The sequence below is a fragment of the Fictibacillus nanhaiensis genome, assembly GCF_049537595.1.
In the GTDB taxonomy this organism is placed as follows: Bacteria; Bacillota; Bacilli; order Bacillales; family Fictibacillaceae; genus Fictibacillus; species Fictibacillus nanhaiensis_F.
On record NZ_JBMULM010000001.1, the window covers coordinates 1,169,071 to 1,185,244 of the forward strand.

Consider the following 16,174-nt stretch of genomic DNA (forward strand, 5'->3'; position numbering starts at 1 on the left):
ATTATCCTTGAATTATGGAATAATGGTACAAGGTGCAGAACGAGATCGGAAAGAAGGCATGCATTTGATGAAATTTACAATTGGCTATCGAACATTGAAGACTGCAATCGGAGCAGGCCTTGCTATCGCTTTAGCAGAGTGGCTAGGGTTAGATTTTTATACGTCAGCCGGAATACTAACTATTCTCTGTATAAAGATAACGAAAAAGAAGTCGATCATCTCTTCATGGGAAAGATTTGCAGCTTGTATTCTTGGAATAGGGTTTGCGAGTGCGATCTTCTCGCTGGTCGGCTATCATCCTTATGCGCTAACCATACTTTTGATTCTGTTCATCCCAACGCTCGTATCCCTAAACCTGAAGGAAGGCATTATCACATCGTCAGTCATCATCCTTCATCTATACACGCTTCAGAAGGTTACATGGGAAATCGTGTTTAATGAATTTAGCATCATCGTTATCGGTATAGGGATGGGATTAATCATGAACCTCTACATGCCTTCGGTGGAAAAAATACTGTTAAACATGCAAAGGGAACTCGAAAAAAGATACAAAGTGATCTTTCATGAATTTCATCTGTACTTAGCTCATGATAAACACGAATGGGACGGAAAAGAGATTACAGAATGCGCAGATCTCATCTCGAACGCGAAGAGCATTGCCTTTCGGGACATTGAAAATCATTTTCTTCGTTACGAAAACCAGTATTATCACTATTTTAAGATGAGGGAAAAACAGTTTGAGATCATTCAACGAATGCTTCCTATCATTTCTTCCATCGATAAGACATATGTACAGTGTGAAAAACTAGGCAGCTTCTTCGAACGCCTAAGCGCTGCTGTTCACCCAGGAAATACAGCCGTTTTGTTCTTAGATGATCTAGAAAACATGAGACAAGAGTTCCGAGAGATGCATCTGCCAAAAGACAGAGACGAATTCGAAACACGCTCAAAGCTCTATCAGTTACTCCAAGACATCGAGGATTACTTGATTATCAAAAGTAAATTTAAGAAGTAGAATTTTTTTATTTTTCATATTTTTTTACAGATTGGCTAATAAAGGTTGTTTCATTTTATTACTTGTCTTCATTGAATAAGTTGGTTGGAGTGTAAGGTGCGAGACTCCTGCGGGACAAGCGGTCAGGTGAGACCCTTAATGGCGCAAAGCGGCAAGGGGCTCACCGCCTGCCCCGTGGAAAGCGAGCGCCTGGAACGGAAATCAACTCCTTTCAAATGCAGCTAAGAAAAAACAAAAAAGCAACTCATGACTTCCCCTGCATTTACAAATACTAAGTAAAAAATGACAGGGTGATCAAAATGGGAAAATTCAGTATAGCTCTTATCTTGTTATTTTCACCAATATGGCCGATCGGAGACGCAGAAGCCTTAGGAGACCCTTATCTAATCATTAATAAGACATCCAACAGACTGGCATACGTTGAAGGGGGAACGGTTAAAGAAATTTATAAAGTTGCAACAGGAAAGTCGAAAGAACTAACACCAGAAGGCGAATTTACCATCACGGTAAAAGCTGTAGATCCTTATTATCGAAAAAAGGATATACCAGGTGGAGATAAAACGAATCCGCTCGGCACACGCTGGATCGGTTTTGACGCAAACGGTACAGACGGTCGCACTTTCGGAATACATGGAAATAATAATCCATCAGCCATCGGAAGATATGTCACAGCGGGCTGCATACGGATGTATGAAAAAGATGTTCAGAAGCTTTACAGCAAACTAAAGATAGGCACAAAGATAAAAGTTGTTCACTCCCAAAAAAGTTTTGATGAGATCATAAAACAGTAACGTAAAACCCCCAGTCCATCGAGGACTGGGGGTTAACTATTTTATAAGAAAAAAGCGACTCCTGTTAAAAGACTGCTTAGAACTAGACAGATGATCATAACGTACACAATCGTTTTTATTAGTTTTTGATTCAAAGCCATAACCCTCCTATAAACATTTCCAACTTAATTGTACCGTGTTTGGAAAGCAGAAACAAGAAATCCTAAGAGACCAAATTGCAAATTTAGTCGAAAATTTGCGCTTTCAAGCAGGAAAAAGCGCTTACAAAACGAAAGATGTTATGTTGAGACTATTTTCTTTGTTAAACAGGAGGCTTCTAATGGATAAACAACAGCGTATAAAAGAATGGCAGGAAAAGACCGCACAATCAATGAATAGATTTCCAGAACGAAAAGAGAGATTTCATACTTCATCAGATATAGAGGTTGAAAGGCTGTATGGTACGGAAGATGAGCATTATCCGATGGAATCCCTCGGGCTTCCAGGAGAATATCCATACACCCGCGGATCTCAATCTACCATGTACCGTGCAAGATTCTGGACGATGAGACAATACGCAGGATTTGGTTCTGCTGAAGAAACGAATAAACGTTTTCGCTATTTACTTGATCAAGGGCAGACCGGACTTTCTGTAGCATTCGACCTTCCTACACAGATCGGGTATGATTCAGATCACTCGATGTCACGCGGTGAAGTAGGAAAAGTAGGAGTAGCGATTGATTCGATCGAAGACATGGAAGCTCTTTTAAAAGACATTCCGCTTGATAAGGTAAGTACTTCGATGACGATCAATGCACCTGCTTCTGTTTTGCTCGCTATGTATATCGCTGTTGCTGAGAAGCAGGGAGTGGCTCCTGAAAAACTTTCGGGAACGATACAGAATGATATTTTAAAAGAATACATCGCACGTGGTACTTATATTTTTCCGCCAAAGCCTTCAATGCGATTGATCACAGATATCTTCGGCTATTGTCAGGAATATGTGCCAAAGTGGAATACGATCAGCATCTCTGGCTATCACATCCGAGAAGCTGGGGCAAATGCTGCACAAGAACTTGCTTTTACAATCGCAAATGGACTTGCCTATGTGGATGCTGCCATAGAAGCTGGATTACATATCGATGACTTTGCTCCACGTTTAGCCTTTTTCTTTAATGCTCATAATCAATTCTTTGAAGAAGTTGCGAAGTTCAGAGCGGCTCGTAGAATGTGGGCAAAACTTATGAAAGAACATTATGGAGCTAAGAATTCAAAGTCATGGCAGCTTCGTTTTCATACGCAAACGGGAGGCTCAACCCTCACGGCACAGCAACCTGATAACAATATCGTACGAGTTACAACCCAAGCACTTTCAGCCGTCCTAGGTGGAACGCAGAGTCTTCATACGAACTCAAGAGACGAAGCACTTGCTCTACCAACTGAAGATTCGGCTCGAATCGCTCTTCGTACTCAGCAGATCTTAGCTCATGAAACAGGTGTAGCTGATACTGTTGATCCACTTGCGGGTTCTTATTACGTAGAACATTTAACAGATGAGCTGGAACGAAAAGCAAACGAATATATAGAGAAGATCAATCAGATGGGTGGTGCTGTTGCTGCCGTCGAACAAGGATACATGCAGCGTGAGATCCACCATACGTCCTATGAAACACAAAAAAAGATCGAGAGTGGTCAAGAGATCATCGTAGGGATGAACAAATTTAGTATTGAAAATGAAGCTCAGCCCGAATTATTAAGAGTCGATCCAACTTTAGGAGAGAAACAGAAAGAAAAACTGCAGGCACTGAAATCAAAGAGAGATCAAAACCGAGTGAGCGCTCAGTTGGAATCGTTACGTGCTGCTGCTAAAAGCGATGATAACTTGATGCCGATCATCGTCGAATGCGTGAGATCATATTGTACGATCGGAGAAATATGCGGTGTGCTTCGTGAAGAATTTGGAGAGTATACAGGCGTCTAAAAATAGAGAGGAGTGGAGAACGATGAAGAAAACAATTCGTGTTTTAATTGCTAAACCAGGACTCGACGGTCATGACCGAGGAGCTCTTGTAGTTTCTCAAGCGTTAAGAGATTATGGAATGGAAGTCATTTATACGGGATTAAGACAAACACCAGAGCAAATCGCAGCAGCTGCTGTTCAAGAGGACGTGGATGCGATTGGTTTATCTTGTCTGTCAGGCGCGCACAACGAACTTTTTCCAGAAGTGATGAGACTTCTTCATGAAAAAGGAGCAGACGATATCATAGTTGTCGGTGGTGGGGTAATTCCATGGGAGGACATTCCTTTCTTAGAGTCTAAAGGGATACAAAAAGTATTCACCCCAGGAACACCGACGATCGAAACAGCTAAATTTATCGAACAAGCGGTATTTAAGCGTGATGGCATTACAGAAAATGTGTTTACAGGAGTGGCGCCGGAGCGTATCGATCATATTGGAATCGCTGTTAAATCACTTGATGAAGCACTTCCTTTCTATGTCAATGTTCTAGGTCTTACGCTTGAAGCAATCGAGGAAGTTCCTTCACAAAAAGTAAAAGTGGCATTCATAAAAATCGGTGAGACAAGGCTAGAACTGCTTGAAGCCCTAACTGCAGAAAGTCCTGTCGCACAGTTCATTGAAAAGCGCGGTCAAGGCGTTCATCACGTTGCTCTTGGTGTTACAAACATTCAAGACCGCATAGATGAGATGAAAGCAAACGGCATCAAGATGATCCATGATGCTGCTGTTCCTGGTGCAGGCGGTGCATCCGTTGCTTTCATGCACCCTTCTTCCACACACAAGGTATTGTTTGAGCTTTGTGAGAAGACGAAAAGTAAGGAGGAAGCAAAATAATGGACATCTATGACAAAATTAATGAACTTTATGAAAAGAAAACAGAAATTGAATTAGGCGGGGGTGATGACCGCATCGATAAGCAGCATGAACGCGGAAAGTTAACGGCGCGAGAACGTATCGATCTTTTACTTGATGAAGGTACGTTTGTTGAACTCAATCCTTTCATGGAACATCGTTCTCACGACTTTGGCCTTTCTGGGATGAAAGCGCCGGGAGAAGGTGTGGTAACTGGATACGGAAAGATTCATGGACGTCCCATTTATTTATTCGCCCAAGATTTCACAGTATTTGGCGGAGCACTTGGAGAGATGCACGCGAAAAAAATCGCAGCAGTGATGGATCTTGCGGCTAAGAACGGAACTCCTTTTATCGGGTTGAACGATTCAGGAGGTGCTCGTATACAAGAAGGCGTCATGTCACTTGATGGCTATGGTCACATCTTTTATCGAAACAGCATCTATTCTGGCGTGATTCCTCAGATCTCTGTGATTATGGGACCATGTGCAGGGGGAGCAGTGTATTCTCCAGCGATCACAGACTTTGTGTTCATGGTGGAAAAAACAAGTCAGATGTTTATCACAGGACCAAAAGTGATCGAAACGGTGACAGGGGAAAAGATTTCTTCTGAAGATCTAGGTGGTGCTGAAGTTCATGGATCTAAGAGTGGGAACGCACATTTTACAGCACCATCTGAATCAGAAGTGTTAGAAGATGTTCGGCGTTTAATCTCTTACCTTCCGCAGAATAATAAAGAGAGAACGCCTGTCTTACCTTGGGGAGATGAAGAGGATGATCGTCCTGAACTGACAGAGATCATTCCATTTGATTCGACACGCCCATATGATGTTAGAACGGTTATCCAAGAAGTGGTGGATAAGGACTCATTCATGGAAGTTCATGCTCAATTTGCAAGAAATATAGTTGTAGGTTTTGCAAGGATAAAGGGTGAAGTGATAGGATTAGTATGTAATCAGCCGAAAGTCATGGCTGGAGGACTCGATATTGATTCTTCAGATAAAGCATCTCGTTTTATCCGTTTATGTGACTCATTCAACATTCCGATCATCACGTTTGAAGATGTAACAGGATTTTTTCCAGGAGTAAAGCAAGAACATGGAGGCATTATCCGCCATGGAGCGAAGATTCTTTATGCATACTCCGAAGCAACGGTTCCAAAGATAACGATTATCCTGCGAAAAGCATATGGCGGTGCATACGTAGCTTTAAATAGTAAATCTATCGGAGCAGATTTAGTATTTGCATGGCCGAATGCAGAGATTGCTGTTATGGGACCACAGGGAGCTGCAAATATTATCTTTGCCAAAGAGATCGAACGAAGCGAAGATCCTGAAGAGACGAGAGCCGCGAAGATTGAAGAGTATCGTACGAAGTTTGCTAACCCTTACATCGCTGCTGCAAACGGGATGGTAGATGATGTGATCGATCCGAGAGACACGAGAATCAAGTGTATTCAGGCGCTTGACATGCTGCGCACCAAGAGCGAAGACAGACCTTACAAAAAGCATGGCAACATACCACTATAAGAAGCGAGGGAATACATAAATGGTAAATGCAGACCGTTTGTTAAACGAATTTTTAGAGCTTGTTCAAATTGACTCTGAGACTAGACATGAAAAAGAGATCTCAATCGTTCTTAAAAAGAAGTTTGAAGAACTTGGTGTTGAAGTCTATGAGGATGATGCTGAATCAACGACAGAGCACGCGGCAGGAAATTTAATCTGTACGTTAAAAGGAAATAAAGAAGGCGTTGACACGATCTATTTCACTTCTCATATGGATACAGTTACACCTGGTAACGGAATCAAACCTTCTATAAAAGACGGATATGTAGTAACAGATGGAACTACGATTCTTGGAGCGGATGATAAAGCAGGTCTTGCTGCTATGTTTGAAGCGATTAAAGTGCTAAAAGAAGAAAACATCTCTCACGGTGATATTCAATTTATTATTACAGTAGGAGAGGAATCTGGATTAGTGGGCGCAAAGGCAATGGATGCGTCAAAAATCACAGCAAAATATGGTTTTGCCTTAGACAGTGATGGTCCTGTTGGGGATATTATCGTTGCTGCTCCTACCCAAGCAAAAGTCCGAGCAAAAATCTATGGAAAATCTGCACATGCCGGTGTCGCTCCAGAAAAAGGAGTTTCAGCTATCACGATTGCAGCTAAAGCGATCGCTCGCATGCCGCTAGGCAGAATTGATGAAGAAACTACGGCTAATATCGGTCATTTCCACGGTGGAGGTACTGGGGAGCAAACAAATATCGTTTGTGACACTGTTTTTGTTCTAGCTGAGGCACGTTCATTGATCAACGAGAAAATGGAAGTTCAAACAGCAAAAATGAAAGAAGCTTACGAATCAGCTGCTGCAGAATTAGGCGGACGTGCAGAAGTTGAGATCGAAGTGATGTACCCTGGATTCAAGTTTGGTGAAGGCGATCATGTAGTAGAAGTTGCCAAAAAAGCAGCTGAGAAGATCGGACGCCCTCACAGACTTCTTCATAGTGGTGGTGGAAGTGATGCGAACATTATCGCAGGTCACGGTATTCCAACTGTAAATCTAGCTGTAGGTTACGAAGAGATCCACACAACGAATGAAAGAATGCCGATCGAGGAATTGACGAAGACGGCAGAAATGGTACTTGCGGTTATCGGAATAACAGCTGGCGAATAAGAAAAATGACGAAACTTGGCGGAATTTCGCCAAGTTTTTATTGTTTAATAGGCCTTGTTGCCTGTTTTTGTTGCTCTTTAAAACAAAATGTCGCAAAAAGTTGACAGTCACTTTATGATTTATGTAAGATATTTTTATCATGTAAATGAAAATATTGGTAATTTAAAAGAATCTTATTTCGGGGGGAGGAAATGGGATGAGTCAACTATCTGACATGCATATGATGGTAAATTATATGCGTGGCGTGTATAAAGTTTTAGAAGAAGATTGGCAGAAAGCTGCGAAAGCCATTGGATTAACTCAGGCAGAGCAACATATTCTATGGATCGTTTCACTAGAAGAAGACATTACGATCTCTAAGATCGCTTATTACGGATTATGGGATGTATCTACAGTTATGCAAGTGATCAAACGACTAAAAGATAAAGGCTATGTGAGATTAGAGAAAAAGAACGATGACCGCCGAATATCTTATGTTTATTTAACAGATGAAGGATCGGTAAAACACAAGGAGTCTACGAACTTCAACTGCCAAATCTATGGCTTTCTTCAAAAATGGATGGAAGATGAAAGTAAAGAGGACTTTTATCGAGATCTTATTCAATTACATAAAGATTTAAACAAGCATTTTCATGGTGAAGAATTTGTTGAATGGGTAGAAGATACTGGAAAGCGGCTTCACAAGACAAGGTAGATACCTTGTCTTTTTCTTTTGCAGAGACAGTCTTTCCTTTTGTTTTTAAACGCTGTTCTAACATATACTAATAGATAAGTTTTTGATAAAGGGAGTGTTCATGTGTATCAGTCTCCTGGGTCTAAAAGAAGAATCATATTTCATGTGGACATGAACAGCTTCTATGCATCAGTAGAGATGGCTGAAAACCCTGATCTTCGAGGAAAGCCAGTTGCGGTAGCCGGAAATGTAGAAGAGCGAAAAGGAATCATCGTAACGTGCAGTTATGAAGCGAGGGAAAAAGGCGTAAGAACAACGATGCCGCTTTGGCAAGCTAGAAAACTTTGTCCGAATCTAGTTGTTGTTCCTCCAGACTTTGAAACATACAAAATGTATTCTTCACGCATGTTTCAGCTTCTGCAGGAATATACAGAAAAGGTAGAGCCTGTTTCCATCGATGAAGGATATATGGATGTGACAGACTGTCAAGAACCACTCGAAATGGCAAAGGAAATTCAATCCAGATTGTTGAATGAGCTGAACTTGCCATCATCTATCGGAATCGGTCCGAATAAATTTTTAGCAAAAACAGCTTCAGATATGAAGAAACCGCTTGGAATCACAGTTCTTAGAAAAAGAGATCTCAAGGAAAAGCTTTGGCCGCAAAAAGTTGGGGAGATGCACGGAATCGGTAAGAAAACCGAAGAAAAGTTAAACAAGTATGGCATCATGACGATCAAGGATCTCGCAGATGCCGTAGATTATGAATTGAAACATCGTTTTGGCATCAATGGTATAAAGATGAAAGAAAGAGCAAACGGCATCGATACGCGTCCGGTTGATCCAAGCGCGGCAAGTGATTATCGGTCGATCGGCAGTTCTACGACATTGAGTGAAGATCTTATTTCTGTTATGGAATCAGAAGCTGTTTTTAAAAAGCTCGCAGAAAAAGTATCGTCTCGGCTTAAAACAAAAGGCTATGTAGCGTTTACGCTTGCGATCACTATTCGCTACAGCGATCGGAAAACAATCACGAGAAGCAAGATGCTCTCGAACGGAACACAGCATGCAATAGATATCCAAAAAACTGCGGTCGAACTCTTTCGCAAACATTGGAATCAGGAACCTGTTCGTTTATTGGGCATAACTGCTACAGAAGTAGTGGAGAAAGAACAAGCGACTTATCAGCTTGATCTGTTCTCTGTCGAAAAGAACGAAAAAGATGCTCTGCTTCACGATGTTTTGTCATCGATCGAGAGAAAGCATGGAGAAGGCATCATAAAAAAGGGGAAAAAGTAACAGGAGCTGATCGTACCATGATCTTTGAGAACAGCGTGATTAGAACAGTGGTGTTAACAGTTCTTTGCCTTGGGCTTTTTATTCTATTTGCTTCTATCTACGAACAATCAAGAATAGAAGTTCTTGATGTGTGGGCGATGAAAAATGTATCTGTTATCCATCAGCCTGCTCTAAATGATAGCTTTACGTTCTTGACGAACATCGCTTCTAGACCTTATCAATATGCGATCTTTATCTTTTTTGCTGTAATCTGGCTGATCGGAGAAAGAAAGTGGATAGAACCGTTCGTGTTAGGCGTTTGTCTCATCGGAATTCGCTTTGAAAATCAATGGTTTAAAGAATGGTTTGAAAGAGATAGACCGATGTATGATCGAATCATTGAGATTACGGGTTATAGTTTTCCTAGTGGGCATGCCATGATCTCCATCGCTTTTTTTGGTCTGCTTTCGTATCTTCTCGTACATAACTATTCGTTGTTGTACAGATATCGAAAGTTCATGTATGGTGTCACGGCACTTTTTATTGGGTTAGTCGGTTTTAGTCGAGTATATTTAGGTGTTCATTATCCTACAGATGTTCTAGGTGGGTTTGCGGCTGGAGGAACCTGGCTTTTAATCTGCGTTTTATTGTATAAAGGACTGAATCATCTTCTCAAGAGAAATGTGTCATATGAATAGAAAAAGCTGACTCTTCAAAGAGCCAGCTTTTTTCTCATTCTTACCAACCACGTTCATATTGTTTGGGACTTTCGATCTCTGTTCCAAGATCTTGTGCAGCTGATCGCGGCCAATACGGATCTTTCAAAAACTCTCGACCGATAAAAATAAGGTCCGCTCGTTTGTTTTGTAAGATTTCTTCCGCTTGTCTGCCTGTTGTGATCAAGCCAACAGCTGCCGTTGCGATTTCTGCTTCGTTTTTAATCTTGTCTGCAAAAGAAACTTGATAACCAGGGAACGTCGGGATCTTTGCTGGTACAACAGCACCCGAACTGCAGTCGATAAGATCGACCCCGTCCTCTTTCATCCACTTCGAATAGGTTACAAAATCTTCTGGTGCATTTCCTTCTGGGTGATAATCGTTCGCTGAAATACGAACAAACAGTGGACCTTCCCATTCTAATCTGACAGCAGCAATGATCTCTTGTAAGAATCGGTAGCGATTTTCTTGGCTGCCTCCATAAGAATCAGTTCTTCTGTTAGACAGTGGGGAAAGGAATTCATTGATCAAATATCCATGCGCTCCATGAATCTCGATCACATCAAATCCTGCAGTCTTTGCTCTTTTTGCTGCACTTCGAAATTGCTTTACTGTCTCTTCGATCTGCTGAAGTGACATTTCTTCTGGTGTTTTCATCTTTTCAGAAAAAGCGATAGCAGATGGGGCGATGATCGGTCCGTCTATCATAGCCTTACGTCCTGCATGGGCGATTTGAATCGCTGCTTTTGAGCCGTTTTCTTGTATAGATGAAACGAGCTTTGACAGACCTTCTACATGGCTGTCATCCCAAATTCCTAAGTCTTCAGCACTTATTCTTCCTTGAGGGCTTACTGCTGCTGCTTCAGTCATAATTAGCCCGGTCTGACCCATTGCTCTAGACGTGTAATGAGTCATATGCCAAGGGGTCACAATTCCATCTTGTTCATAACAAGAATACATACACATAGGTGACATGACGATCCGATTCTTTAACGTTACGTCACGGATGGTCAATGGTTGAAACAATAACGGTTGAATATAAAACAACTCCTTTTTCTTTTAAGAACAAGCTTTTTGAGCATCATTACTTTTCTTTCTCATTGTAGTACGTTTCATCACTATTTTTGAAGAAATCTGCTCTTTGAATGTGGTGAAAGGCTGTTCAACACATCTCTTGCTAAAATCGGATAGTCGGTTATGATCGCTTCAGTATTCCACTCAAAAAAATACTTCATCCACTTTTGACTGTTAACCGTATATGGACGAACAGGAATATTATTTCTTTTAAAGCCTTTCATGATGTAAGGGTGAAGAGATTTATAGTTCGGGTGTACACTTTGTGAACAAACGGCCTTCACATACTCCCACGGTTCAAATAATCCGGAAGAATATAGAGGCGCCGTCTGTACATATTTGTTCATTCTTCTGATCTTGACTAAGCTATAATGATTGAATGACGAGATCACGGTTCGATCCATCATCCCGTAGTGTTGCAACAATTGAAGTGCCTTTTCCTCGAGCCCGTTGTATTCAACGATATTGTTTTTTAATTCGATATTAAGCAACATAGGGAGTGGTGTTATCCATTCTAAAAATTGTTGAAGAGAAGGAACGGATTCCTTATTGAATTGTTTTGAGAACCAGCTGCCCGCATCTAATTGTGATAGTTCATCATAGGTGTAATCAACAACATAACCTTTTCCGTTAGTCGTTCGATCCACTTTCTCATCATGAATGATGACCGGTACCCCATCTTTAGATAGCTGCACATCAAGCTCGATCCCATCAGCGCCATCTTTAAATGCTTTTTGGAATGCAGCCATCGTATTTTCTGGACAATCCTTACTAGATCCTCTGTGAGCAAATATATAGGTCAAGCATGTAATCTCCCTTCATAAAAAAAGATTATAGACAGTATAAGCTAAATGAAAACGGAGATGAAATGAAAGGTTCCATAGTAAACTTATGAAAGTGGTTGATTTCCGTTTCAGGTGCTCCCTTTCCGCGGGGCGACCGGTGAGCCACTTGCCGCTTTACGGCTCTAAGTGTCTCACCTGACCGCTCGTCCCGCAGGAGTCTCGCACCTTACACTCCAATCAACATTCAAAGGTGGTAAAAATCTAAAAGCATTTCTAGTTTAAAGGATTTTTCTTCTTGAATATTCATTATCTTCCTATGCCAGTTGAATTAAACGGAAGGTTGCCGACTCCTATGGGACGAGCGGTCAGGTGGAGCCTCCTAATGGCGCGAAGCGTCAGGAGGCTCACCGCACGCCCCATGGAAAGCGAGCAACCTGAAGCGGAATTCAACTACCACCATAGATCAACATACTAAAACACAGACAGAATGAAAGAAACCCTTCCTGTTTGAAGAGGAAGGGTGAGTTATTTTCTGCGTCTAGAACGCTTCTTTTTTTCTTCTCTGTTGTGTTCTTCAACAGTGGCTCCTTTTTCTGTCAGCCAGTGGATAAAAACAAGCTCTTTGTCAGTAAGAGATCGTTTCGTAAACTTTTCAAACTGAACGCGCAATTCAAGGTATCTTTGGGAAATTTCTACTTCGGTCACACAAATCCCTCCCTAAATCTAGCTCTAGCTCCTACTTAGATGATAAAGAGTAAGTAAAGGGCTTGTCAATTTTTTCTAATCGCCAATTTCTGCAGAGAAAACGAGAGAATTGGTGCAAAATAACGAAAAGGAGTTGACAGTATGAAGATTTTCAGCAAGTTAGTCTACTTGATGATGGCCAGTTTTTTAGTTTGTAGCTCACTTCCCCTTACAGTGTCAGCAGAAAGTCCAAGGGTACAAGAACCTGCTTATGCAAAATGGGGAAGGCTTGCTGTTTTTGAAACAGGGAAACGCTACCCCGACTATGATATCGTTGATTATTTATATGTTGGACGAACGACAGCACCAAATGAAGATATTGTCGAAAGATTTAAACTGTGGATCAAGAAAGGTTCTTCAGAAAAGGGAGTTATTATAACGATCACACTAACCCCAGGTGGTGTATTTAAGAATATTTCCTTTCAAGAGACAACCCGTTAACAGCTCAGTTCATTCTTCCTAACTCTTCAGACCGTTTCACCGCTCTTTTGATGCAAGCTAAGAACGCATCTTGAACTCCAAATTGATCAAGTTTACCGATACCAGCTTCTGTCGTACCGCCAGGACTAGTTACTTTTCTTCTAAGCTCAATAGGGGATTCTGTTGTTTGTTTAAGCATAAGAGAGGCACCTAAAAGCGTTTGAGAGATTAAAGTCTTTGCTTCTTCTTCGGAAAGATTTAATTCTTCAGCCGCTTTTTGCATGGCCTCCGCGATGTAGTAAATATAGGCAGGACCGCTTCCAGAGAGACCTGTAACGATATGCAGTTTTTCTTCTGGTACGAGTGTGACCGTTCCGATCGTCTCAAATAGCTCAAGAGATTTTTCAATATGCGATTCCAAGGCATACATTCCTGAGGAGAGTGCAGTCGCAGAATGTCCGATCGATGCGGATGTATTCGGCATGGCTCTCATTACAGGGTTATTAAGTTGAAGCCAAGTTGTTAGCGTTTCTGTAGATATGCCAGCCATAACAGAAATGATCAGCTGATGACTCTTAACAAACGGCTTGATGGTGTTAACCGCATTGTGCGCATCTTTTGGTTTTACCGCAAGAATAATAATATCAGCACCAGCAACAGCTTCTTCTATCGTTGAAGCGGGTACTACACCATACTTAACTTGAAGATCATTTACTCGTTGTGTATTACTTCGATTTTTTATCGTAATCAGATCAGCTTGCCATTTTTCTTTTTTGATCAACCCTTCCATAATGGCCTCAGCCATCGATCCGGCACCAATAAACGTAATTTTTTCTGTTCCCACGGGTAATCCCTCCCAGAATTTTGAGTATAAAAAAACTCCCAGTCCTAAATATAAAGGACGGATGGGAGTGATCCGTGGTACCACCTTTGTTGGCATGATTGCTTGCCCGCTCAAGATGTCTTTATCGCAGAACTGCGCCGGATTTCTCCAGACTGCTCCAGGGCAGGTTCAGTAATTCCTTTACGGTGAAATCTTGCAGCCTATGGATTCCACTCTCTAAACGGAGGAGATTACGTACTAATCCCTTTCAACGCATTTATTTATTGGCCATAAATGGCATTTCTTTTATATTTTAAAAAACATTATGCTATGATTTCTATATGTATGTCAACTAGTTATTTTATTTGGAGGAAAAGATGAATCAAAAAACAGCTATTATTCCGATTACTCTTCCTACACCGTTTGATGTAGGTCCTGTAAACTGTGTCCTCCTAAAAAGTGATGCGGTTACGCTCATTGATTCCGGAGCAAAAACCGAAGAAAGCAGGCAACTGCTTATCTCTATTCTCAAGGATCACGGACTCACTTTTAAAGATTTAGACCATTATATCTGCACGCACTACCATCCTGATCATGCGGGACTATCAAAAGAGATTCAAGAGAATGGTGTTCAGACCCTCATGCTTAAAGAAGCGGTTCCTTACGTGAGTGGCGATCTTCATTTTATTGAACAGGGAGAAATGTTTTATACGAATCTCTATCATTCTTTCGGAGTGCCAGATGCTCTCGGTAGATTAGAACTGTTAAAGCTGCGGAAATATCGTACGTTCTCAAGCTCGTTTGTTCCAGACACCTTGCCTTTACCTGGTGATGAAGTACCTGGTCACGAGGGATTTATCTTTTTAAAGACGCCCGGACATGCCCCAGATCACCTTTCTCTTTATCATGAAGAAGATGGCATCTTAATCGGTGGGGATGTGCTGCTGCCTCATATTTCGTCTAATGCCCTATTAGAACCGCCTGCTGTAAACGAAACAGAGCGGCCCAGAACATTGCTTCAATACCGAGAGACATTGCAATATCTATACACGCTGAACTTAAAAACAGTATACCCTGGACATGGCGAGCCTTTTACGAATGCAGCACAGTTGATCACAAAACGACTTCACGATCACACCGAGCGTGCAAAAACGCTTGAACATCTGTTGAGCGATGAGCCGTTAACTGTTTATGAACTGTGCAGACGCCTGTTTCCAAAACTATATGAAAAGCAACTCGGTTTGGTAGTTTCCGAAGTTGTAGGGCATCTCGATCTGCTTCAGTCAGAAGGACGAGTACGAGTAGAGGAAGAGAACAAGGTATCATATTATCGCAGAACAGGAGTTATAAGATGAGTACATTAAAAAATAAAGTGGTGTTGATAACAGGAGCATCTGGGGGACTCGGGGCTCACCTCGCTATGGATGTTGCTAAAAAGGGAGCGACGCCCATCCTTACTGCACGAAGAGAAGATCAGCTGAAAGTGGTACAGGAAGCCATCTTAAAAGCTACGAATATAAAAGCGCCTTATTATATTTTAGATGTTTCAAACACAGACAGCGTAGAGGAGGTTTTCTCAAGAATCCTCAGCGAACATGAAAACATACATATTTTAGTGAACAATGCGGGCTATGGTATTTTTGAAGAGTTTGTAGATTCACCATGGAAAAATATTGAAGGAATGTTTTCAACGAACGTTCTTGGGCTTATGGCTTGTACGAGAGCAGTCCTGCCTCACATGCTTCAAAGAGAAAGCGGTCATATCGTGAATATTGCTTCTCAGGCCGGTAAGATCTCAACGCCAAAATCGAGCGTATACGCAGCAACGAAACATGCTGTGTTAGGATTCTCAAACGGGTTGCGTTTGGAGGTCGCACACAAAGGGGTAGACGTGACAACCATCAACCCTGGACCGATCGCGACCAACTTCTTTACACTTGCTGATCAGTCTGGCAATTACGTTAAAAACGTTCAAAAACTGATGCTTCAGCCTTCACATGTTTCAGAAAAAATTGTTAGAGCGATGGAGCGTCCCGTTCGTGAGATCAACCTGCCATGGTGGATGAACGTAGGAAGCACGATGTATCAAGTCATGCCAAAGTTGATCGAAACACTAGGTGGGAAATCGTTTAGACAGAAGTAAGTTGCAATAATATTATTATGTAAACAAAACTGAGAGTTATAAGACTTTTGGAGCTGGTGATGAAACTCGTGGATTGGAGCTCAAAACTCGTGGATTACAGCCCGAAACTCATGGATTGCCGCTTAAAATCTCATCGATCACAGTCGAAACTTCTCACACTAGCATCAAAAAGTAAGCAGG

17 protein-coding genes and 1 other annotated feature are annotated in these 16,174 nt (G+C 41.6%); of the genes, 12 read left to right on the forward strand and 5 right to left on the reverse strand.

All coding sequences use genetic code 11. The features are described from left to right. The first annotated feature begins 67 nt into the window (after positions 1-67). Together ACOZ9X_RS05835 and ACOZ9X_RS05840 are read left to right on the forward strand one after the other, a co-directional pair. The gene (locus ACOZ9X_RS05835; protein WP_423417361.1) at positions 68-1,015 is read left to right on the forward strand and encodes an aromatic acid exporter family protein; all 948 of its coding nucleotides are present in this window, start codon (positions 68-70) and stop codon (positions 1,013-1,015) included. Between the two features lie 299 nt (positions 1,016-1,314). After that, positions 1,315-1,806 (forward strand): L,D-transpeptidase, encoded by a 492-nt coding sequence (locus tag ACOZ9X_RS05840; protein ID WP_423417362.1) that lies wholly within the window; start codon positions 1,315-1,317, stop codon positions 1,804-1,806. 41 nt (positions 1,807-1,847) lie between these two features. Here the strand turns inward: ACOZ9X_RS05840 and prli42 are convergent, their stop codons facing one another. Beyond that, positions 1,848-1,940 carry a stressosome-associated protein Prli42 gene (gene prli42 / locus ACOZ9X_RS05845; RefSeq protein ID WP_197130929.1) on the reverse strand — a complete coding sequence of 31 codons (93 nt, stop codon included), beginning with the start codon at positions 1,938-1,940 and terminating at the stop codon, positions 1,848-1,850. A 185-nt stretch (positions 1,941-2,125) separates the two neighbouring features. Here prli42 and ACOZ9X_RS05850 point away from each other — a divergent pair, with 185 nt between their 5' ends. From ACOZ9X_RS05850 to ACOZ9X_RS05880, 7 genes are all read left to right on the forward strand, one after another. Next, a complete protein-coding gene (locus ACOZ9X_RS05850; protein ID WP_423417363.1) occupies positions 2,126-3,766 on the forward strand; it encodes an acyl-CoA mutase large subunit family protein in 1,641 nt (546 codons plus the stop codon). A 22-nt stretch (positions 3,767-3,788) separates the two neighbouring features. Then, a complete protein-coding gene (gene mce, locus ACOZ9X_RS05855) occupies positions 3,789-4,640 on the forward strand; it encodes a methylmalonyl-CoA epimerase (RefSeq protein ID WP_423417364.1) in 852 nt (283 codons plus the stop codon). Further along, positions 4,640-6,187 carry an acyl-CoA carboxylase subunit beta gene (locus ACOZ9X_RS05860; RefSeq protein ID WP_423417365.1) on the forward strand — a complete coding sequence of 516 codons (1,548 nt, stop codon included), beginning with the start codon at positions 4,640-4,642 and terminating at the stop codon, positions 6,185-6,187. Before mce ends, ACOZ9X_RS05860 begins: the two co-directional genes overlap by 1 nt. Before the next feature lie 19 nt (positions 6,188-6,206). Beyond that, entirely contained in the window at positions 6,207-7,337 is a 1,131-nt protein-coding gene (locus ACOZ9X_RS05865; protein WP_197130906.1) for a M20/M25/M40 family metallo-hydrolase, read from the forward strand. A gap of 196 nt (positions 7,338-7,533) precedes the next feature. Continuing rightward, positions 7,534-8,031, forward strand: a complete 498-nt coding sequence (locus ACOZ9X_RS05870; protein WP_423417366.1) for a MarR family transcriptional regulator — start codon at positions 7,534-7,536, stop codon at positions 8,029-8,031. A 102-nt stretch (positions 8,032-8,133) separates the two neighbouring features. Next, on the forward strand, positions 8,134-9,309 hold the full coding sequence (locus tag ACOZ9X_RS05875; RefSeq protein WP_423417367.1) for a DNA polymerase IV: 1,176 nt from the start codon (positions 8,134-8,136) through the stop codon (positions 9,307-9,309). Positions 9,310-9,326: 17 nt separating this feature from the next. Next, positions 9,327-9,986: a phosphatase PAP2 family protein gene (locus tag ACOZ9X_RS05880; protein WP_423417368.1), complete on the forward strand. Its 660-nt coding sequence runs from the start codon at positions 9,327-9,329 to the stop codon at positions 9,984-9,986. A gap of 40 nt (positions 9,987-10,026) precedes the next feature. Here ACOZ9X_RS05880 and namA read toward each other — a convergent pair whose 3' ends face one another. The 3 genes from namA to ACOZ9X_RS05895 form a co-directional block, all read right to left on the reverse strand. Beyond that, the gene (gene namA, locus ACOZ9X_RS05885; RefSeq protein ID WP_423418229.1) at positions 10,027-11,043 is read right to left on the reverse strand and encodes an NADPH dehydrogenase NamA; all 1,017 of its coding nucleotides are present in this window, start codon (positions 11,041-11,043) and stop codon (positions 10,027-10,029) included. Positions 11,044-11,123: 80 nt separating this feature from the next. Further along, complete coding sequence (locus tag ACOZ9X_RS05890; protein ID WP_423417369.1) at positions 11,124-11,882, reverse strand: glycerophosphodiester phosphodiesterase; 759 nt, start codon at positions 11,880-11,882, stop codon at positions 11,124-11,126. 507 nt (positions 11,883-12,389) lie between these two features. Beyond that, positions 12,390-12,569, reverse strand: a complete 180-nt coding sequence (locus ACOZ9X_RS05895; RefSeq protein WP_144699210.1) for a hypothetical protein — start codon at positions 12,567-12,569, stop codon at positions 12,390-12,392. A gap of 141 nt (positions 12,570-12,710) precedes the next feature. On the opposite strand from ACOZ9X_RS05895, the gene ACOZ9X_RS05900 reads away from it, so the two are divergent. Beyond that, complete coding sequence (locus ACOZ9X_RS05900; protein WP_423417370.1) at positions 12,711-13,049, forward strand: DUF3889 domain-containing protein; 339 nt, start codon at positions 12,711-12,713, stop codon at positions 13,047-13,049. A 4-nt stretch (positions 13,050-13,053) separates the two neighbouring features. Here ACOZ9X_RS05900 and proC read toward each other — a convergent pair whose 3' ends face one another. Further along, entirely contained in the window at positions 13,054-13,872 is an 819-nt protein-coding gene (gene proC / locus ACOZ9X_RS05905; protein WP_423417371.1) for a pyrroline-5-carboxylate reductase, read from the reverse strand. A 50-nt stretch (positions 13,873-13,922) separates the two neighbouring features. Further along, positions 13,923-14,132, reverse strand: a binding site (T-box leader). A 96-nt stretch (positions 14,133-14,228) separates the two neighbouring features. Between proC and ACOZ9X_RS05910 the strand changes: the two genes are divergently transcribed. After that, positions 14,229-15,206, forward strand: a complete 978-nt coding sequence (locus ACOZ9X_RS05910) for an MBL fold metallo-hydrolase (RefSeq protein WP_423417372.1) — start codon at positions 14,229-14,231, stop codon at positions 15,204-15,206. After that, the gene (locus ACOZ9X_RS05915; protein WP_423417373.1) at positions 15,203-15,994 is read left to right on the forward strand and encodes an SDR family NAD(P)-dependent oxidoreductase; all 792 of its coding nucleotides are present in this window, start codon (positions 15,203-15,205) and stop codon (positions 15,992-15,994) included. Before ACOZ9X_RS05910 ends, ACOZ9X_RS05915 begins: the two co-directional genes overlap by 4 nt. Positions 15,995-16,174: the final 180 nt, after the last annotated feature.